The 20017-nt window shown below is 38.7% G+C and carries 26 protein-coding genes and 1 tRNA gene; 7 read left to right on the forward strand and 20 right to left on the reverse strand.

The features are described from left to right. Positions 1 to 108: 108 nt before the first annotated feature. Together F957_RS10610 and F957_RS21120 are read left to right on the forward strand one after the other, a co-directional pair. Positions 109 to 366, forward strand: a complete 258-nt coding sequence (locus tag F957_RS10610; RefSeq protein WP_016540413.1) for a YjhX family toxin — start codon at positions 109 to 111, stop codon at positions 364 to 366. A 110-nt stretch (positions 367 to 476) separates the two neighbouring features. Further along, positions 477 to 1544, forward strand: a complete 1068-nt coding sequence (locus tag F957_RS21120) for a bifunctional HD family hydrolase/N-acetyltransferase (RefSeq protein WP_016540414.1) — start codon at positions 477 to 479, stop codon at positions 1542 to 1544. Positions 1545 to 1602: 58 nt separating this feature from the next. Here F957_RS21120 and F957_RS10605 read toward each other — a convergent pair whose 3' ends face one another. From F957_RS10605 to F957_RS10585, 5 genes are all read right to left on the reverse strand, one after another. Then, on the reverse strand, positions 1603 to 2154 hold the full coding sequence (locus F957_RS10605) for a hypothetical protein (protein WP_016540415.1): 552 nt from the start codon (positions 2152 to 2154) through the stop codon (positions 1603 to 1605). A 60-nt stretch (positions 2155 to 2214) separates the two neighbouring features. Further along, positions 2215 to 2610 (reverse strand): hypothetical protein, encoded by a 396-nt coding sequence (locus tag F957_RS10600; RefSeq protein ID WP_016540416.1) that lies wholly within the window; start codon positions 2608 to 2610, stop codon positions 2215 to 2217. A gap of 117 nt (positions 2611 to 2727) precedes the next feature. Beyond that, positions 2728 to 3480, reverse strand: coding sequence for a hypothetical protein (locus tag F957_RS10595; RefSeq protein ID WP_016540417.1), 753 nt, complete (start codon positions 3478 to 3480; stop codon positions 2728 to 2730). Positions 3481 to 3703: 223 nt separating this feature from the next. Continuing rightward, the gene (locus F957_RS10590) at positions 3704 to 4255 is read right to left on the reverse strand and encodes a hypothetical protein (RefSeq protein ID WP_016540418.1); all 552 of its coding nucleotides are present in this window, start codon (positions 4253 to 4255) and stop codon (positions 3704 to 3706) included. Between the two features lie 133 nt (positions 4256 to 4388). Next, positions 4389 to 4796, reverse strand: coding sequence for a hypothetical protein (locus F957_RS10585; protein ID WP_016540419.1), 408 nt, complete (start codon positions 4794 to 4796; stop codon positions 4389 to 4391). Positions 4797 to 4932: 136 nt separating this feature from the next. On the opposite strand from F957_RS10585, the gene F957_RS10580 reads away from it, so the two are divergent. Then, complete coding sequence (locus F957_RS10580) at positions 4933 to 5610, forward strand: LexA family protein (RefSeq protein ID WP_016540420.1); 678 nt, start codon at positions 4933 to 4935, stop codon at positions 5608 to 5610. Between the two features lie 123 nt (positions 5611 to 5733). On the opposite strand, the gene F957_RS10575 is transcribed toward F957_RS10580, so the two are convergent. Beyond that, complete coding sequence (locus F957_RS10575; protein ID WP_005189293.1) at positions 5734 to 6312, reverse strand: YceI family protein; 579 nt, start codon at positions 6310 to 6312, stop codon at positions 5734 to 5736. A 227-nt stretch (positions 6313 to 6539) separates the two neighbouring features. Between F957_RS10575 and F957_RS10570 the strand changes: the two genes are divergently transcribed. Further along, complete coding sequence (locus F957_RS10570; protein WP_016540421.1) at positions 6540 to 6950, forward strand: OsmC family protein; 411 nt, start codon at positions 6540 to 6542, stop codon at positions 6948 to 6950. Positions 6951 to 6963: 13 nt separating this feature from the next. Here F957_RS10570 and F957_RS10565 read toward each other — a convergent pair whose 3' ends face one another. Further along, positions 6964 to 7452 (reverse strand): hypothetical protein, encoded by a 489-nt coding sequence (locus F957_RS10565; RefSeq protein ID WP_016540422.1) that lies wholly within the window; start codon positions 7450 to 7452, stop codon positions 6964 to 6966. 178 nt (positions 7453 to 7630) lie between these two features. Next, positions 7631 to 9619, reverse strand: coding sequence for a transketolase (gene tkt, locus F957_RS10560; protein ID WP_016540423.1), 1989 nt, complete (start codon positions 9617 to 9619; stop codon positions 7631 to 7633). 383 nt (positions 9620 to 10002) lie between these two features. On the opposite strand from tkt, the gene metK reads away from it, so the two are divergent. Next, positions 10003 to 11169: a methionine adenosyltransferase gene (metK, locus tag F957_RS10555; RefSeq protein ID WP_005211901.1), complete on the forward strand. Its 1167-nt coding sequence runs from the start codon at positions 10003 to 10005 to the stop codon at positions 11167 to 11169. 59 nt (positions 11170 to 11228) lie between these two features. Here metK and F957_RS10550 read toward each other — a convergent pair whose 3' ends face one another. Continuing rightward, positions 11229 to 11486 (reverse strand): hypothetical protein, encoded by a 258-nt coding sequence (locus tag F957_RS10550; RefSeq protein WP_004653110.1) that lies wholly within the window; start codon positions 11484 to 11486, stop codon positions 11229 to 11231. Positions 11487 to 11728: 242 nt separating this feature from the next. Here F957_RS10550 and F957_RS10545 point away from each other — a divergent pair, with 242 nt between their 5' ends. After that, positions 11729 to 11914 (forward strand): hypothetical protein, encoded by a 186-nt coding sequence (locus tag F957_RS10545; RefSeq protein WP_016660342.1) that lies wholly within the window; start codon positions 11729 to 11731, stop codon positions 11912 to 11914. 43 nt (positions 11915 to 11957) lie between these two features. Here the strand turns inward: F957_RS10545 and F957_RS10540 are convergent, their stop codons facing one another. The 10 genes from F957_RS10540 to F957_RS10505 all read right to left on the reverse strand — a co-directional run bounded on the left by F957_RS10540 (position 11958) and on the right by F957_RS10505 (position 17645). Then, on the reverse strand, positions 11958 to 12518 hold the full coding sequence (locus F957_RS10540) for an FxsA family protein (protein WP_016660343.1): 561 nt from the start codon (positions 12516 to 12518) through the stop codon (positions 11958 to 11960). Between the two features lie 186 nt (positions 12519 to 12704). After that, positions 12705 to 13139, reverse strand: a complete 435-nt coding sequence (locus F957_RS10535) for a putative hemolysin (protein WP_016540426.1) — start codon at positions 13137 to 13139, stop codon at positions 12705 to 12707. Positions 13140 to 13236: 97 nt separating this feature from the next. Continuing rightward, entirely contained in the window at positions 13237 to 13812 is a 576-nt protein-coding gene (locus F957_RS10530) for a hypothetical protein (RefSeq protein ID WP_016660345.1), read from the reverse strand. A gap of 5 nt (positions 13813 to 13817) precedes the next feature. Beyond that, positions 13818 to 13979, reverse strand: coding sequence for a hypothetical protein (locus F957_RS21630; protein ID WP_016540428.1), 162 nt, complete (start codon positions 13977 to 13979; stop codon positions 13818 to 13820). Positions 13980 to 14160: 181 nt separating this feature from the next. Then, positions 14161 to 15579 carry an NAD(P)/FAD-dependent oxidoreductase gene (locus F957_RS10525; protein ID WP_016540429.1) on the reverse strand — a complete coding sequence of 473 codons (1419 nt, stop codon included), beginning with the start codon at positions 15577 to 15579 and terminating at the stop codon, positions 14161 to 14163. A gap of 219 nt (positions 15580 to 15798) precedes the next feature. Next, on the reverse strand, positions 15799 to 15930 hold the full coding sequence (locus F957_RS22055) for a hypothetical protein (RefSeq protein WP_262758204.1): 132 nt from the start codon (positions 15928 to 15930) through the stop codon (positions 15799 to 15801). Between the two features lie 232 nt (positions 15931 to 16162). Further along, entirely contained in the window at positions 16163 to 16375 is a 213-nt protein-coding gene (locus tag F957_RS10520; protein ID WP_004653102.1) for a cold-shock protein, read from the reverse strand. A gap of 450 nt (positions 16376 to 16825) precedes the next feature. Beyond that, positions 16826 to 17035, reverse strand: a complete 210-nt coding sequence (locus tag F957_RS10515; RefSeq protein WP_004653101.1) for a cold-shock protein — start codon at positions 17033 to 17035, stop codon at positions 16826 to 16828. Between the two features lie 110 nt (positions 17036 to 17145). Next, complete coding sequence (locus F957_RS10510) at positions 17146 to 17379, reverse strand: hypothetical protein (RefSeq protein WP_016540430.1); 234 nt, start codon at positions 17377 to 17379, stop codon at positions 17146 to 17148. Between the two features lie 189 nt (positions 17380 to 17568). Further along, positions 17569 to 17645: transfer RNA gene (locus F957_RS10505), tRNA-Met, on the reverse strand. Positions 17646 to 17964: 319 nt separating this feature from the next. Between F957_RS10505 and ruvC the strand changes: the two genes are divergently transcribed. Beyond that, positions 17965 to 18510, forward strand: coding sequence for a crossover junction endodeoxyribonuclease RuvC (gene ruvC / locus F957_RS10500; RefSeq protein ID WP_016540431.1), 546 nt, complete (start codon positions 17965 to 17967; stop codon positions 18508 to 18510). Here the strand turns inward: ruvC and F957_RS10495 are convergent. Beyond that, entirely contained in the window at positions 18507 to 20000 is a 1494-nt protein-coding gene (locus F957_RS10495; protein ID WP_016540432.1) for a bifunctional ADP-dependent NAD(P)H-hydrate dehydratase/NAD(P)H-hydrate epimerase, read from the reverse strand. The genes ruvC and F957_RS10495 overlap by 4 nt on opposite strands. Positions 20001 to 20017: the final 17 nt, after the last annotated feature.

Below are 20017 nucleotides of genomic sequence, written 5' to 3' on the forward strand. Positions count from 1 at the left end.
AGTAATCTGGTAACCAAATTTCAGTAGCACATTGAAATTGGTTATCTGCGCGATTTTTTGGGCTTTAAGCCTAACTTTGCCTCTGATTATTTCTATCTGGATAACAACATGAACTTATCTAAGTCCGAACAACGGACACTGCACGTCTTAGCAAAAGGCGGAAAAATCGTAAAACTTCGTGATGACTCAGGTCAAACCATTGCTGTAGAGTGCTATAGCCGTGAAGGTTTCTTGCTGTCCGATTGCGACCTTGCCGTTTTTAATAAGCTAAGAAAGAAAAAACTGATTAAATCCATCAATGGACAGCCCTATCACATTAATTTACATGGGCTTAGATCAGTACGCCCACAGTTAGACAATCGTTAACAGACAACCATTGGTTTGGATAAATCCTTGGTTGTACTTAGATGATGTCTATCAATCTACTCTTAGATCGGGTTTATCCAAATTACATATGGTTTATTTTGAGAAAGAAAATGGAACTAGACGTAATTCAAAACCGCTTAGCTTTTTTACGAGAAGCGGAAAAACTAAAAAATGTGCTGCGATTTTCACATACTTCAAATGGTCGCCAAGAAAGTACAGCCGAACATAGTTGGCGCTTATGTTTAATGGCAATGACCTTTGCAGATCAATTCGAGGACATTAATCTCGAGAAGACACTAAAAATGTGCCTGATTCATGACTTGGGTGAAGCTCTTCATGGCGATATTCCAGCCATTATGAAAGATCAATTTCCAACGAAGAATCAGCAGGAAAAACAGGATCTTGATCAATTGACCGAATGTCTTGATGAACACACGAAAAATTTGATTCGAGCATTATGGCAAGAATATGAAGATGCAAAAACAGCTGAAGCCAGACTGGTTAAAGCATTGGATAAGTTAGAGACCATTTTGCAACACAATCAAGGTATTAACCCAGTTAATTTCGATTATGCATTTAATCTTAGTTATGGTGAAAAATACACTCAAGCCAACCCTGCTCTTAAGCAGATTCGGGCCATCCTCAATCAGGAAACACAAGAGAAAATAAAGATGAATATACACATTCGTGATGAACGGCCAACAGACATTCAAAGTATTTTCGATTTAACTCAAGCGGCTTTCGAGACTATAGAGCATTCCAGTCATACAGAGCAATTTATTGTGAATGCTTTACGTAATTCAGGCCAATTGAGTTTATCTTTGGTTGCGATCAGTAACCATAAACTGATTGGACATATTGCATTTTCCCCTGTGAAAATCTCAGATGGAAGCAAAGGCTGGTATGGCTTAGGGCCAATTTCAGTTTTACCTGAATATCAAGGTCAAGGCGTTGGCGCAAAACTGATGCATGCAGGCCTTGAAGCACTCAAAGATTTAGATGCTATGGGTTGTGTTTTACTGGGTGATCCAGCTTATTACAGTAAATTTGGCTTTAAAGCAGATGCAAGACTTGTTTTGCAAGGTGTACCTGCTGAATATTTCCAAATCTTGCCATTTACTAAACATATCCCCACTGGTGAAGTCGTTTATGTAGATGCATTTAATGCGACTGCATAAGCTAACTGCTAAATGACGAGACAGAAGTTCATAACAATATGGAATGAACTTCTGCACTTTAATCAGGCATGACCATTGTTTCGGAAACTTGCAGCGCTTGCTCAAAGATTTCTGCATAACCTGCGACCAGCTCGGCTTTATCTGTTCCATTAATAATTCGTCGCGCATTGATATAGTCTTTTTTATCTTGATTGATGTAATTTTCGAGCTTTTTGCCTGTAAACATCCCTTTTTTCATACCGACAATCATGACACGCGCTGCAATATCAGCTTGTAAAGCCAATTTTGGATTTTTCACTAAATCAATTTTTAAGTAATCCCCCATTCTCTTATAGTTTGCCAACCAAGTCAGTTGCACATAGCCATAGCCAATATAGGGATAATACTGCTTAGATTTTAAATATTTTTCAGAACCATATTCAATCACAGGTTGCATGGTTCTGGCTGTTTCATGCCAAGCTGTTGCCAAGATATAAGCAGCTTGAGCAGATGTAATTGTTTGCTCTTCAGCCAGTACCGAGACGAGGAAGTTGATGCCATCGACTTGGGATTGACTCAACTTGCCAAAGTTGTTGCGTAAAATATCGAAACCATCTTGTATTATTGTCATGTCTTTTTCCTCTTTATAATAAAAAACCGCCCGAAGGCGGCATTGGATTGAATCTATTATTTAAAATTTGTCTTTAAAGTCTTTCACCTCTTTTGCAACATCCAAGATGGTTGAATCTTCTCGTGCATTAATATAATTAAAGGTCCAACGAATAATCGCCCATACCTGCAAACCACAAAGGAAGTACAGACCTCCCAAGGCAAATGCCCCATATGGGTTTTGACTCCATTCTTGCAAGCCAAAATGCTGAATCACAAAAGCACCTCCAGCAATGCTGCCGACTGCAGTTGATATGAGTGAAACCACCCATTCACGCCTAGTTTTGGGAAGCCGTGTCATAATTACGACCATCCAAGCTAAAAACATAAAGCTCAGTGCCATAACGATAATAAAAAATACGCCATAGGATTTAATCACGGCTGCAATCCCTGCACCCGCTGAAACAACCTCTGTCATTTTGTCCTCCATAATTAAAAAAGGCCTCAACTTGTTTAAAATTAAGACCTCGCTTGTGTAGATTTGTTTTTCATTTTTCCACCATAATCCCCCCCTTGGTTCTGTAAAAAATTGAATTTATAAGGATTGTGGAAAATGCAGCATCCAACTTTGCTGATCATGAAATTGAACAAAGTCTCCAACCTTGACTTCTGAACCCAAGATTTCACCATGACTGGTTAAGTGATAATAGATGCCATCTTCAAGTTCAGCGGGCATTTTATAGTTCAAGCTCGCATAAGCTTCGCGTAAATCAAAATCAAGCTGGGTTAAACCCTCTTGCGCAACGATTTGATAATACTGTGGCAATTTCAATGCATTATTTGAATGCCATGCACCAACAAATTCATAATCAATATAAACATTCATCGATTGAGAACTGGTAATTTCAAAGGTCACTATGGGGTTTTCGGATGGGTTATCTTGGATATAAGTGACATTGTTTAAGCTATTAAAATCACCCAACACCACTACGAATTTACCTGCATCAAAATAACTATTAATAACAAAGCCTTGCTCAATATTGTTCACGGTTACGTTACTTTTAGGCTCATGATCCACACCCAAAATCACAATTGATCGGTTAATCGTGCTTGCATGAGTAAATGAAAATCGACCTTTTTGTGCTTGGAAATAGGCTGAAATAGCGAAAGATCCATCGACTACCTCTGTTATTTTTATTGAACCGAGTAGATCATTTCCATGGATATACGTCATACCAGATCGATCTGCTGTGGTACGCATGACCGCAGGTACAATATCTGCATAAGAAAGAATGTCTAAGTGTTTAATTGAAAAAGAACCCAACATCATATTATTGATACAATTCATTTTAATCACCTTGAGTTATTGAGTGGCTTTTAAAGCACCCAGCTATAAAATTAAATGGACGATTGCTTTTCTTCAGATATAAAAAAACTCGGCTCCTGACGGATACCGAGTTTTTAGGCAATAAAAAAGCCCACTAGATGTGAGCTTTTCAATTTGGTCGAAGTCAAATGTAATACGACCAGTATATAAAAACTATAGCCTAGTTTCCGAAATAATGGAATCCCTAAGCCTGCATATTTTTGTAAGTATTTTTCCGGTATTGTTCAATTGTGGTTTCAGCCTCATAGATAGCTATTTCAATCGTCTGAATCATTAAGCTTTCATAACCCTTCCATGTCTTTCTATAACTCTCGACATTCATCTGTAGTCGATGAATACCTGCATAAGCAAGACGCCCTTTTGCTGTATAGTTTTCCTCCAACTCAGGATCTAGCACAAAATCCAATACCATCCGCGCCACTAACCAAGCCAAGTGATACATCGCAATACGTTCTGGCTCACGTTTTTTATCTCGCTCGGCTTGTTCTATAAAAAGGTCTGCCAAATACTGGCGAACATAGTCATAATCGCTCTTGCTTTTATGCTCAAATACAATGAGCGCTGTCACCGACTTTGCCAATTGTGTATTCATAGATGCGATTGCACCTAAACGATCTTCATAATTTAAAGGACGATCGCCTGTCCCACGAATAAATGGCTCTAAACCCGCTGAGCGTAGTGTTAAACCCTGCGTCAACCATTCAAATTTTTCAAACTTTGCAATACTTGCATTCATATCGTCACCTAAACCAATGTCATTTCATTTTGGGCTTGATTCATGTTTTATAAAATGTAAATTGAATAAACCAAGTCTTGTGTTATTTCTCAGTACTCATCGTGCACTTACTTTAAGTTCAAGTTTGATGTGCTTAGTGATATTTTTCCCTGACTTCTACAAGCTTCATTGCCTGATAAATTTCTTCAAATCGTGTTTTAGTACAAGGTCTGGTTGCACTTTTAATTTGAGAAATATAACTATGTGCACAACCTAAAACGTTCACCAAGGCTTTCGCTCGCCCCTTTTGCTCATCCAACCAAGCACTGAACATCTGGATTTGATCTTCTGTGGCCTGCTTCGCAACTCTTTCGAGCCGCTTTAATTCTTTTTGTGTTTTTTCTTGAGATACAAACGTTGCAACATGGCTTGGTCTTGCTTTCAATCTTTGTTCATAGTTATTTTGAATCGTTGTGATTGCATTACCTTGAGCCAACCATGCTTCAATTTCTGCATTTAAATTCTGCTTAATATGCATGTTTGGATTGATGAGTTTGTTCATACCGCACCTCTAGCATTTATAACTTCATGGATAGGTCAATTATATTAGTAAACTAATATTAATTCAATAAGAATACTAATTTGACTTCACATTAGCTTGCTAATATTCTTAATTTATTGATTTAAGGTGCATTAAAATGCTTAAAGATCGGCTCAAAGAAGCAAGAAAAAAAGCCAAGAAGTCTCAAAAAGATGTGGTTGCTGCTGTAGGCATTACCCAATCAGCCCTCAGCCAGCTTGAGACCGGACTGGTCAGTTCCTCATCTCATTTACCCTCGATTGCTAATTTTTTGGGTGTAGATGCCTATTGGCTACAAACAGGTCTTGGTACGGCCATGCCGAAAGAATCTAGCCAAGATGATATTTCCAACATCACCGCCGTAAAGGCCAATATGGCGCCTGTACTCTCTTGGGTACAAGCGGGTGTATTTACCAATGTTGAATCGGTTGATATCACACAAATTGAGGAATGGCTGCCTCTACCTGATGATTGTGATGACTGCTTTTATTTAAAAGTGCAAGGTCTGAGTAATTATCCTGTCTTTCATGAGGGTGATTACATTTTAGTTGACCCTACTGTGCAATATAGCGATATGCAATCGGGTGACATGATTGTGGTGAGAAAGCATGAAGATGCGACATTTAAGCGTCTAGTGATCGAAACCGATAATTCAAGATATCTACAAGCATTGAATCCAGAATTCAAGCCCAATATTATTCCTCTAGATGAAGAATGTATTTTTGTTGGTGAAGTGGTCGACTCCATTCGCTATATTTACCAATCCAAACGTAGATCCAAAATAAAACATAGCTAATTTTTTATCGAATGACTTATTAGTATTCTTATTTTATATCAATATTAGTATTTTAATAAATCTGACCATCATAACCATAAAAAAGCCTAGATGATGATCTAGGCTTTTTTATGCAATATGATATTACTTCGCAGCAGTTGCTTCAGTTGTAATATTTACAGTGATCTTGTCACCAACATTTGGAACGTAGTTGCCGATACCAAATGCAGAACGGTTAAAGCTTGTTGTAGCATTAAAACCAATTGCAGGTACTTTCGCCATTGGATGCTCACCTTGTTTATTCAGTACAGCATCTAATACCACAGGTTTTGTTACCCCTTTCACGGTTAAATCACCTGTAATTTTGAAGTGTTTCTTATCTTTGGTTTCTACTTTAGTACTTTTGAAAGTAATGTTCGGGTACTTCGCAGCATTAAACCAAGCTTCTTCTTGGAACTCTTTATCCAAAGCAGCAACATTAGTATTTACACTGCTTAAAGGAATCGTTACTTCCACAGATGAATTTGCAGGTTTTGCAGTATCAACTTTAATTGTCCCTTGAATATCAGTGAAATTTGCACTTGGTGTAGAGAAACCAAAGTGATTCCAGCTGAATACAGTTGCTGTGTGGGTTGGGTCAATTTTATAGTCGACTGGCGCAGCCAAAGTTACCGAACTAGCTAAAGCGACTGCTAAACCGAGGCTTAATGTTTTAAATTGCATTTTTCGTATCCTTGTTTGATATAGTGATTAGTGTATAGATCAAGTATTTTTATTCACTAGTCTTTATAAAACGATATGTTTCACCAGTGCAACAATAAAAGCGTTACAGCGCTTATCAAAAATCAATATCATAAGACTATTCGATACTGGACAATTGATCGACAAGCTCACATGATCAATGGGTATATTTTGATTTAGATACTTCACGATAAACAACAAGGTAAAACATGACACATACAGCACAAGCACTCAGTACATCCACACCTTATCGCGTTAGCTTGACAGACCCTGCTGGTCATACTTGGTATGCAGATGAACCTACAGATAAAGGTGGTCAAGATACAGCACCTAACCCAGTTCAGCTTTTACTGTCGGCTTTAGGTGCCTGTACGACCATCACTCTAGAAATGTATGCCAATCATAAAGGGATTAAACTTGAGCATGTGCAGGTCGATTTAGCCTTAAATCCCAATGGTGAGCCTGAATTAGGTCAAAATAATATTGAACGTAAAATTATCTTAAAAGGTGAATTTACCGAGGATCAGCATAAGCGTTTATTAAAAGTCGCGGAAAGCTGCCCGATTCATAAGTTATTAACATCAAATATTTCGATTCAGAGTGAATTAAGTGTCGGATAAGTGGCCCCTTACACTAAATTTCAATCACATTCGTATACCATTCCAATGAGCCACTCATCGAAATATCTATTGCTAGGTCGACAATATTTGTGAGCTCATTTGGAATAAATGAATATAGGTTTTCCCCATCGAAATGAATCCAAAACTCAGGAGGTGGAGTGTCACAACCATCTATTTCTTTTTCACCCAAACCGTCAAACATTGATGAGTGCACATCAAATACTAATATTTTTCCCTTTAACTTCGCCCAACTTGGCATGCCATGACATTTAACTCGAGCTTGAATAGCCTCTTCAAAATAGGCTTGCATACGATAATTATAATTGCCACCAAAGGCTGGGTCGCCATTTTCATTTTTGAAACTTTCCTGTAATGCGCGAAATAAAAAATTATATTGTGCGCACTGCCAAAACATTTCTTTTTTATTCAAATTTTCCAAATACCAATATTTAATATCATCTAATATTTCATCAAAAGCATGAAGTTCGAATTCTTTTTTCATCACAACACCTTAATCTTTTAATTTTCAATAAAGTACCAGTAATCGGCTATATCATTATCTGTTCCATTTTTTGGGTCAATATAATGAATATGTATTTCTCGTTCATATTTATATTCCATTTAATCATCATAAAAAAAGCGCCCTGAATCAGGACGCTTTTTTATACCACTTAATTTGATTAAGCAGTCAATTCTTTAACCGCAGCAACAACCGCTTCAGTGGTAATACCGAAGAATTGGAACAAGTCTTTTGCTGGTGCAGATTCGCCGTAAGTGGTCATACCGATCACTTTGCCGTCTAAACCAACAAACTTCCACCAGTAATCCACATGAGCCGCTTCTACCGCTACACGCGCACGGATATGCGCTGGTAATACTGCTTCACGGTAAGCAGCATCTTGCTTCATAAACTCTTCAGCACATGGCATAGATACAACACGCACACCTTCAAGCTGTACATATGCTTCCATTGCCAATGAAACTTCTGAACCTGTTGCAATGATGATTGCTTTTAATTCGCCTTTTTCTTCAGCAAGTACATAACCACCTTTTGCAACGTTTTGAATTTGAGCTTCATTACGTGCTTGGAATGGCAAGTTTTGACGAGAGAAAATTAACGCTGATGGGCCATCTTTACGTTGAAGTGCAGATTTCCAAGAAACAGCAGCTTCAACTGTGTCACATGGACGCCATGTATTTAAGTTTGGTGTACCACGCAATGATGCAATTTGTTCGATTGGTTGATGCGTAGGACCATCTTCACCCAAACCGATCGAGTCATGCGTATACACATGAATCACACGTTGCTTCATCAATGCAGACATACGTACCGCATTGCGCGCATATTCCATAAACATCAAGAATGTTGCAACATAAGGAACAAAACCGCCGTGTAAAGCCACACCGTTTGCAATTGCAGTCATACCGAATTCACGAACGCCGTAATACACGTAGTTACCCGCTGGGTTTTCTTGTACGCCTTGGCAACCTTTCCAAAGTGTTAAGTTAGAACCCGCCAAGTCAGCAGAACCACCCAATAACTCAGGAAGTAATGGACCAAAGGCCTGTAAGGTATTTTGGCTTGCTTTACGCGTTGCAATGGTTTCTGCTTTTGCGTTGGTTTCAGCAATAAATGCATCTGCCTGTGCAGCAAATTCAGCAGGTAAATCACCATTGATGCGACGTAATAATTCAGCCGCTTCAGTTGGATATTTTGCTTGGTATTGCGCGAACAATTCATTCCAAGCTGCTTCAGAGGTTTGACCTTTTGCTTTTGCATCCCAAGCTGCATATACATCTTCTGGGATAACAAATGAATCTTCTTTCCAGCCTAATGCTTCACGGGTTAAAACGATTTCGTCTTTACCCAATGGTGCACCGTGGCAATCTTCTTTACCTTGTTTATTTGGTGAACCTAGACCAATAATCGTTTTACAGATGATGATCGTTGGTTTATTGGTTTCAGCTTTCGCTTCAACAGTTGCTTGGCGAATTGCAGCGGCATCATGACCATCTGCACGAAGAACTTGCCAACCATACGCTTTGAAACGCTGTTCAGTATCATCGCTGAACCAACCTTCAACTTCACCATCAATCGAAATACCATTGTCGTCATAGTACGCAACAAGTTTACCAAGACCCAAAGTACCTGCAAGTGAACATACTTCGTGAGAAATACCTTCCATCAAACAGCCATCACCTAAAAAACAGTAAGTGAAGTGGTCAACAACATTCAAACCGTCTTTGTTGAACTGAGCTGCTAAAGTTTTTTCAGCTAAAGCGAAACCAACCGCATTGGCAATACCCTGACCCAATGGACCTGTTGTAGTTTCGATACCAGGCGCATAACCATATTCAGGGTGGCCCGGTGTTTTAGAGTGTAATTGACGGAATTGTTTTAAATCTTCAATAGATAAATCATAACCAGTCAAATGCAATAATGCATATTGCAACATTGAACCATGGCCATTCGACAATACGAAACGGTCACGGTTCGCCCATTGTGGGTTGCTTGGGTTATGATTTAAAAATTCACGCCAAACAACATCAGCGATATCTGCCATCCCCATTGGTGCACCTGGATGCCCTGAGTTTGCTTGTTGCACAGCATCCATTGCCAAGACACGAATTGCGTTTGCAATACGACGTTCATTTAAAGGGGTTGTCATAAGTCAGAATCCGATTAAATCAAATAAGATGAGAGAAGATGAGAAATCATCTTTCAAAAACTGAGACTATTGTCTTAAAAAAACGACAGTGGGTAAAGTGCAATACACGATATTTCTTATTTTTCCCGCATTCATTTGGCATTATCTGTGTAAATGTTCAAGTGATAAACAGAACACACAACAGAATGATAATAATTAGAACATCAAATTACAGATTTATTCATATCAAAATCACTAAATATCACTTTTGCTGATACTCATATCAATAAAAACATCATGAAAATGAAATAAATTCATGCTTTTTAGTCAGCTTGTGCTAGTCCTATCCGCCAAGTCGATGTAACATACTCTGTCTTTTTGAAAATACCAATGATAGGACGTTCATGCGCGAGTATGCTGTTTTTACTTCAGAATCTGTAAGCGAAGGTCATCCAGATAAAATGGCTGACCAAATTAGCGATGCAATTTTAGATGCAATCCTAAAAGAAGACCCGTATGCGCGTGTCGCTTGTGAAACATTAGTAAAAACAGGTGCGGTTGTTCTTGCTGGTGAAATCACAACAACAGCAAATGTGGACTTCGAAGCGATTGTACGTCAAACCGTAAATGGAATCGGCTACCACCATTCTGATTTAGGTTTTGATGGTTCGACTTGTGCCGTGATCAACATGATCGGTAAACAATCTCCTGAGATTGCACAAGGTGTTGACCGCCAAAAGCCAGAAGATCAAGGTGCAGGTGACCAAGGTCTTATGTTTGGTTATGCAAGCCGTGAGACAGATGTACTCATGCCTGCTCCAATCTCTTATGCACACCGCTTAATGGAGCGTCAAGCAGAATTACGCCGTTCAGGTGCATTACCTTGGTTACGCCCAGATGCGAAAAGCCAAGTGACTTTTGCTTATGAAAATGGCAAACCAGTTCGTTTAGATGCAGTTGTATTATCAACTCAACACGATCCTGAAATCTCTCAAATTCAGCTTAAAGAAGCGATTATTGAAGAGATTGTTAAGCCAATCATCCCTGCCGAAATGTTCCATGCTGGTACTAAATTCCACATCAACCCAACAGGTATGTTTGTAATTGGCGGCCCTGTAGGTGACTGTGGTTTAACAGGCCGTAAAATTATTGTCGATACTTATGGCGGGATGGCACGCCATGGTGGTGGTGCTTTCTCTGGTAAAGATCCATCGAAAGTAGACCGCTCTGCTGCATATGCCGGTCGTTATGTGGCAAAAAATATTGTTGCTGCTGGTTTAGCAGATAAATGCGAAATCCAAGTGAGTTATGCAATCGGTGTTGCTGAACCAACGTCAATTTCTATTAATACGTTCAATACTGGTAAAGTATCAGACGAGTTAATTATTCAATTGGTGCGCGAACACTTTGACTTACGCCCATATGGTATTACTCGTATGCTGAACCTGATCCAACCGATGTATAAGCAAACTGCAGCTTATGGTCACTTTGGTCGTGAAGGTTCTGATTCTGCATTCACGTGGGAAAAAACTGATAAAGTTGAAATCCTTAAAGATGCTGCTGGATTGTAATCCACACTGCTCTTTCATAAAAAAGCTCGCATTTGCGAGCTTTTTTATTACCCCTAACATCATTTATTCGAATTGGTATTATCTTGCTTAAACATTTCAAAGAGTGAATTGCTTTGAACTGGCTGATCTTCTTGATGATGTTGCGTATACAAATGTGCAAGCTTAATGACTACGACAACTGCCAGACATGCCGCCACACAGAACATCCACATGCCATACGGACTGCGGATATGATGAGAGCCACAGTGTGGGCACTCTTTATCAGTTGATGCAACAACCTTGTCACAACATGCACAATGATATTGATATAACATCATTAATTCCTCCTACCACTTATTTTTTATTTTCTTTTTACAACAATTTCATATGTCGCACTTTTATCCTATGAAAAAAAAACCAAGAATTCAATCTAGTTTTCTGACCTACCCATTCAAATTAACAATTTTTTATGACAATTTGATTAGAATTTTGATTTTAAGCAAATCTTTAAGTGCTTAATATTATTTTGATCTTTCACGTAATTTGATAAAATAAACTTTTGCATGTTATGGAATACAGCATGACTCAATTAATTAATAAAGGTGGATTTCGCGAACGGGCAAATCGCAGTCGAAAGTATAAACAATCAGAAAATGAGGTTACGACGCTGCAACCGAGCCATTACCAACCACAAAGTAAGGAAGCCAACTTAGCTGCTACGTCCGAACCCACACAGAATCTTCAAGACCCAAAAGATAAGCCATAAAAAAGCACACTTGATCAAGTGTGCTTTTTGAAGCAAATTAAAATCAATTCACATCTTTAAATTCAATTTTCTTCTGATCAGGTTTTACTTCACGTGCTTCACCATCAATAATGGTTGAATCACGATACTGACCACCACCTTGTTGATTCTGCATATCCTGCATCTGACGCATCAAATCAGCAAATGGATTCGGGCCTGCAGCACCACCGCCCATACCACCCATCATTTTATCCATCATGGCTTGCTGACGCTTGGCCATGGTTTTCATCAATGCATTGCGAAACGCCGTTTGAACAGGTGGAATTAAAACCAATACAGCCAATACATCAGAAATTAAACCAGGAACCATCAATAGAAAACCAGACATCGCCAGTGCTAATTTCTTGGTGACTGCTGGATCACCACCTAATTGGCCTGTCATCTGCATTTGCTGCAATTGAGGCATAATACCCGATGTACTTGAACGAACCATATTCAGGCCAATGAAGAATGCGATAATGAACCAGAAAAAGACATACCACATACTTCCAACGAGGTCACCCACGCCAATCCAGACTAAAACTTCAGCAATTGTGCCAAATACCACGATAAGAAGTAGATTCATGTCAAATCTCGAAAATTAAAACCTTGTGCAATCTTGAACAATCAATCCTGACACAACAAATAAAATAAACTCAATAAACTAATTGATGGGTACATTTCTCAATTTATCAAGTCCAATGTGATAGCTTGTATAAAAAAGCTCCCAATTAAATTTGATCTAATTGAGAGCCTAAACAGCCTTTAATGATTAACCACACGTTGCTTGAGTAATCTTCTTAGACTGAGGGTCAATCGTTACCGTCACACGATTTTCACGATAATCCATGGTGACAGGCTGGTTTGGTCCAACACTGCGAACAATCTCTGATTTGGTTTTCTGTTTGATTTGATCTTCGCTTAATCCAGACTGACCAATGAGCTTCGTCGCTTCATCTGCCAGGCATTTCGGCTGGTTTGCGCGGAATAACTCCCACTCTTCGACCACTTGACCATTGGGTAACTTACAGTATCCAACCTGACCATTGGCTTCATTTTTAATTTCTAACTGACCACCCTGCTCTACACAATATTTGCTCGCAGGGTTTGCCATACCAATTTTTGGTGGCGTCATCTCTTTATTTGGTGTTGCTGAACACGCTGCCAATGAGGCTACAATTGCACCTAAAAGTAAGATCTTTTTCATGATTTGAATTCTGATAAAGTAAAAAGCAAAGATAACAAAATAGTTTAGATTATTATGTCTATGATTTGAAACAGGAAGCAAACCGATACACTCTAATTTATAATTTTTTAAAAGTACTCACAAACCTATTAAATACATTCATTTTCGGTTTGTTTATCAGACTACCATATTGTTTATCTGTTATCCGCCTTAAGCGGTATTTCATCTCCTGAGCTATTTCTTCATTTTCGCTTTGTGCATGCTGCCTTATTAAAGCGATCGCTTCTTCAGTGCCAATATCTGCCAAGGCATGACTAAACCATTTTGTGATGACCCCATCATCAGAAGCCGTATATTCAAACCGCTTAAAACCCTGCTCAAGAACTTTTGCAATACTAGCCACACTTGATGGATGGGCAAGATCTTGCAGCTCTTTTGTTATCATTTGATGCTGGTAATGCCCATCTAACAATAACAAATGATTTAAAACCGAAACCTTGATCTCTTGATTTTCTATCTTAAATGCCAAATCAGCCACAAACTCAAGCATATCGGTATCACTTTGATGAACGCCACGCTCAAACATTTCCATCAAATAAGTGAATTTATTTTCATCAGCAATATTCACACTCCCCCAGAATGCATCTACTTTTGCATAATAATCCAAAACCGAATCTCCCTTTAAAATACTCATCTCGATTACTGAATAACAATAAACTCCAATCGAATCGCCTCATCGACCAAGTAATGCTCTTTAATGAGATAAAAATAAGGTCGAGTATGGATCCACTCATCCATTTCCATAATGGCCTGCGTGTACCCCGTCGCCGCTGAAAAATCTTTAACTTGTATAACATCCATGGACTTCATCCTTTTTATTTAGCCTAACATATTATATTTATTCATATATAGAATAAAATACAGCCTAATCAGTCAGTTGTCATAGCTTTCGATCAGGCCATGCTTTATACAACTTTTTTCATTAGAGACTAGAAAAAATGTCTCATATTGAAGAGACATTTTTTCCAAATAAGAACGCAGATTAGAACGATACCATTTTTCCAGGATTCAGCATTCCTGTTATACCATACCACCCTTTAGACATTGGGATCGCTAGCGGAGCCAATAAACGACCAAATAAGATATCGCTGTGCTGAATTTTGGTGAGCATTGCATAATCTGCATTTGCACCAGAAAAATCGTCTGCAATTGCTTTTCCAATTCGTACCGTTTGCGCCACACCATGTCCACTCCAACCATGTACTGCATAAATTGGATACTTATTTCCAAACTTACGGTTATCTGTCGCGCCATTCATGGTCAAATCACTGACCCCACTCCAACAGAAATCCATCTCAACAGTCTCCAGTTGAGGGAAAACTTTGTGAATACGCCCAAGCAAGTACTGATTCATCTTAGCAGCAGACCAACTTGTTCCTGTTCCTTGCCCACCGAATAGCAAACGATTTTTGGAAACTCCACGATAGTAATCAATCTGTAATTGCGTGTCATAAACAGGATGGTCTTGTGGCAACAAATCTATTAATGGCAGTTGTAAAGGTGCAGTAACGGCAATGTAGGTATGAAATGGGATGGCTGTTTGCTTCTTCTCTGGAAGTAGTTTAAATGCATTATGATGTACTGCAATGACCACACTTTTACGTGCTTTTATTATACCCGATGCTGTCTGTACATAAACACCATCAGCTTGCTCAGTGATTGATAACACTTCCGTTTGTTCAAACACCTGCCCGCCATTCTGGCAGAAGCCGTGTACTAAGGCGCGGTTAAGTGCCAGTGGATGAATATGGCCACCTAAGTCATCAACCAAGCCACCCTTATAAAGATCAGATTTGATTAAAGCCTTAAGTTCGTATTCACCAACAACCTGTGTATGATCTTCGCCCAAATACTTCCGAGCATCTGCACCTTGAGTCAAAGCAATCAAATGTCCTTCATGTACAGCAGCGGTAATATGTCCACGTTTACGTGCTAAGTTAACAGCATATTTTTCTGCGATATGATCAATTAAAGACATCGCTTCTGTCGACGTAAAATGCCAAAGTTTTTTAGCATCTTCATAGCTAAAGCGCTTAATCATCTCCTCGGCTTCCCAACGGGCTAAGCCAGGCGTAAGCTGCCCTCCATTTCGGCCTGAAGCAGCTGAACCAATTCGGTTCTTTTCAACCAAAATGGTATCCACACCTTGTTCAGCCAAATGCAATGCCGCTGAAGCACCCAATAATCCGCCACCGATCACAACGACATCACAGGTTTGATCCGAATTGAGCGCATCAAAACAATGCCAATCCGCTAAGGAACTTTCATAATAGTTTGCAGGATGATCAAACTGACCATGTTTCGGATTTACCCAGCTCCACTCATTCGAATTTTTATATGCTTTACTTTCTTTAAAAACAACATCATCTAAATGCGCTGGCTTGTTTATACCGCTATACATTTGTAATTCACCTAAAACAATTTCTTACTGATTAATTGCTATAGTTTATCGCAAAAAAAATGAGCAATAAAACCAGAATCTTTCAATATTTTTGATAGGTTATTTACCTAAATCTTTCTATTTATTGTTTTATAAATCTAGCCAACAATGAAATACACCAAAGTCGAAATAAAACTGAGGAGTGAGCATTAAAAAAGCACCCGAAGGTGCTTTTCTTTCTTATAGGCTGGTTGCAATCAAGACGACAAAGCTGAATAACAACGTCCCTAAAGATCTTTTACAATGTACATGAACTTCTTGCTCAAACCCTTGAGCATACGGCTCCAAGTTTTCCATAACTTTAACGCTCATTAAATGTACCACACTTGTTAATTTGCCTAATAAATTAACAAGAATAAATTAGCAAAAAGTCTTATATCTGACTAGTGCAATTTTTCAACCAGATGGTTAATTTATGACAAAAAGTGACAGTTTATTTAAAAAATTTAAAAATAAACCGAATTATGTAAAGGAACGTATGCTCAAAAGATTGCCATAAAAAAAGCCCATCAATCGTGAGCTTTTTTTATTTACTGATCTAAGATTATTGGATCACAGTAATTTGGGTTGCTTGAGGTCCTTTCTTACCTTCACCTAAAATAAATGAAACGCGTTGACCTTCTTTTAGAACTTTGAAGCCAGAGCTTTGAATTTCACTGAAATGAGCAAAAACATCTTGTCCAGAATCTGCATGAATAAAGCCAAAACCTTTAGTTTCGTTAAACCACTTAACAGTACCAGTAACTGTATCAGACATATACTTAAACCTATATTTAAAAAATTGGGGCGCTTAGCAGCGAGCAACTTGGAATCATAAACTTTGAAAGGAAATCTGATAAAACGAAAGGTTTGTCTAAAACTACGAGATCAAAGATTTTCTGAATCAACAGTGTTATTCTTCTAGTCAGTTTTACTATACACGACTTTACATTTTTCACGCAATCTCTATCTTTTACAGCTGGCTTAAATGATGTTTTTAAGCATGCATTTCTGCAAAACCGAGTAAAGATTAATATTTTTTTATTTTAATATTCATATAGTTAAAAAACTTCATTTTATTTAACATTCAAAATTCTGCTTTTTATATAAATTTTTAACATATTATTTCATTTCCATATGCTCACAAATATCCATCATTCATGAGCATTTTTTAAGGTACAAAAAAAGCCCACAGAGTGTGAGCTTTTTTTTCACTGGTCTAAAGTAATTAGATAACAGTAATTAGAGTTGCTTGTGGTCCTTTTTTACCTTGACCAAGAACAAACGAAACGCGTTGGCCTTCATTCAATACTTTGAAGCCCTTGCTTTGGATTTCGCTGAAATGAGCAAAAACGTCTTCGCCAGAGTCAGCTTGAATAAAACCAAAACCTTTAGTTTCGTTGAACCACTTAACAGTACCAGTAACTGTATCAGACATACCTTTAAACCTTTTAAACTTTGTTCATTTATGAATTAAACCATAACTTTTACATTATGATTTAATACAATCTATCTGTATTAAATAGATACTACAAGTATGTAAACCATTTATGTCAATCGATAAAGTTGATTAACATCGGTATAGAAACTTTTCCCGTCTAGATTAAAGTCAATTTCCTGACCCGATTCCAACAGTACTTTCTTTCCTACTTCCACCCATTTAAAGCCGTTCAACGTGTTTTGCTGACGCTTTAAAGGGATGATTTGCACACAAATCTCATTGCCATTTATGGCTTTGGCTACACGCCATTCATTAATAATTTTCAACACAAAATCACTCATTCCTGAGCTCAAGTGATCGATTTGGATTTACTATAACGCTAGATTAATTGAGAGAGGATAACTACAATTCTAGAATCTAATAATTTTTAGCTTTCTTTAGGGTTATTTCAGCTAACTTTTTGCTGTCTAATTTCTTAAGTAGACAACAATTCAATAATCACAGAGCTAATATTCAATTAACTTTTAAAGTGGTAGCGGGAGCTGGATTTGAACCAACGACCTTCGGGTTATGAGCCCGACGAGCTACCAGACTGCTCCATCCCGCATCAACATTTGATCATCACATCTGATCAATGAGATGCTTTATACGCCCATCTCCCCCACAATGCAAATTTTTTTTAGAAAAATCACATAATTTCCTTCTTAATGCCTAAATTAAGTACAAATCGATCATTTTTACGACTTTTCCATACTCCTATAGATTGCACTCAGATCATGCTTCAATTTTAATTTTTTTAAGTGTGATTTAATGAATCGTTCAATAAATCAACTATTTTCTTATAATTCAAAATACTACAAAAAAATTATGCAGTAAAAAGTCCATTATGTAACAATATTGCCAATCTTTTATTTTTATAGTGCTTCATGTCATTAATTATTGGTATTGACCCTGGTTCACGCTTAACAGGTTATGGAATTATCGAAAAAGATGGCAATAAGCTGCGGTTTGTTGATGCAGGAACCATTCGTACTGAAACTCAAGGTATGCCTGAACGTTTAAAACGTATTTTTGCGGGTGTCGAACGGATTGTTAAATTTCATGGCCCAACGGAAGCAGCAGTCGAGCAAGTGTTTATGGCACAAAACCCCGATTCGGCTTTAAAACTTGGTCAGGCGCGCGGTGCAGCAATTGCGGCCTTGGTCAATTTAGACTTACAGGTTGCAGAATACACCGCTCGCCAGATTAAACAGTCAGTTGTCGGTTACGGTGCTGCAGATAAAGAACAAGTTCAAATGATGGTGATGCGTCTACTCAATTTGACCATTAAGCCACAGTCCGATGCCGCCGATGCCCTTGCCGCTGCAATTTGTCATGCCCATGCTTCTGGTAGTATGAGCAAAATGGCCGTGCTCAATGCTTTAGGGGGTATGGCTCGTGGGCGCAGTCGTGCGAGTACCAGACGCCGTTAATCGTTTTGATTCACCACGACATAAATCATTTTCCCCATATCATGTGCTTGCAATCCTCGCATACCCTTCTTAGCCAGCAGATCACCTGCCTGCGCATGTAAGCTGACGATCTCATGCAAAGCAATCTGTTGATGAAATTGAGCTTTTAAACTGGCAATCATGCCTGCCAGTACATCTCCCATTCCACCAGTACCCATGCCCGCATTACCTTGTGTACAGATAAATAATTGCTCTTCTAAAATTAAACTACCTGCGCCTTTTAACACCCACCGTCCAGCATATTTTTGTTGTAACTGATAAATTGCAGCGATACGGTCGTGTTCTATATCCGCAGCTGTACACCCCAAGAGTGTTGCGGCCTCACCTGAATGTGGCGTTGCATAGAGATGCTGGTTTAATTGTTGCGGATGCTTGGCCAGAAACCACAAGCCATCGGCATCAAGCACAACCTCTAAATGAGAGTTTTGCTTGAGTAAATCAAGCCATTGCAAATATATCTGCTCTGCCCATTCATCTCTTCCTAAGCCCATCCCAAAACAGACTGCATCCACCTGTGTTAATAGCTGTTGAATGGTTTGTTGATCTAAAGCATTAATGTCTCGCACCATAATATTTGGTGAACGTGCCAAAATGGCCTGATGATGTTTAGCATGACAGATCACACTGACTTTGCCTGCCCCTGCATGAAACGCAGCTTCAGCAGCCATAATGACTGCACCTCCCATATCGGCATGTCCACCTACAACCAATACATGACCATAGCTGCCTTTATGCCCAAAAGCTTGACGCTTGGGTAATGCGATTTTTTCGGGTGACAGATAGGCAAGTGGTTTTAACTCTGGGTCAACAGGAATCAAACTCAGCAAATGTAGTTTTCCCACATATTGCTTAGCTTGACCCGTAAACAAACCTGCTTTATAGCCCAGAATGGTAAAGGTTTGATCGGCTTGTACCGCACACGGCAACGTTTGTCCTGTATTGGCCTGTAAGCCACTCGGGATATCGATTGATACTTTTAAACCAGTTTGCAAATTATAAAGTTGGATAATCTCTTGCCACTTTTGATCAAGTGCTCGATTGAGACCAATGCCAAATAAAGCATCAATATGACAATCAAAAATGGGAAGTTCTTGATGAACTGCGCTTTCTGACAACAGATAATCAATACTTTGAATATCGACTTGAAAAGACTGCGCATAATCAGCTGCTTGTTTTAAATCTACTGATTGACCGAGTTCAGATGCAAATACAGTGATGTTAAATCCCTGTTGCTTCAGAAATGCAGCAATATAATAGCCATCGCCAGCATTATTGCCTTGTCCGCACCAAACTGCGATCTTTTGAATCTTATTTTGCTGAAATTGTTGCATTAACTGTTGTGTAATTGTCCAAGCCGCTTGCTGCATGAGCCCTAAAGATGAATTTTGCTGAGCAAACCAACGCTGCTCCCATGCTTGGATACTTTGGCTATGGTAAACTACAGCTTGCATGTTTTTTTCCTTATTCT

Origin of the sequence: Acinetobacter gyllenbergii CIP 110306 = MTCC 11365 (assembly GCF_000413855.1) — a bacterium.
GTDB classification, from domain to species: domain Bacteria; phylum Pseudomonadota; class Gammaproteobacteria; order Pseudomonadales; family Moraxellaceae; genus Acinetobacter; species Acinetobacter gyllenbergii.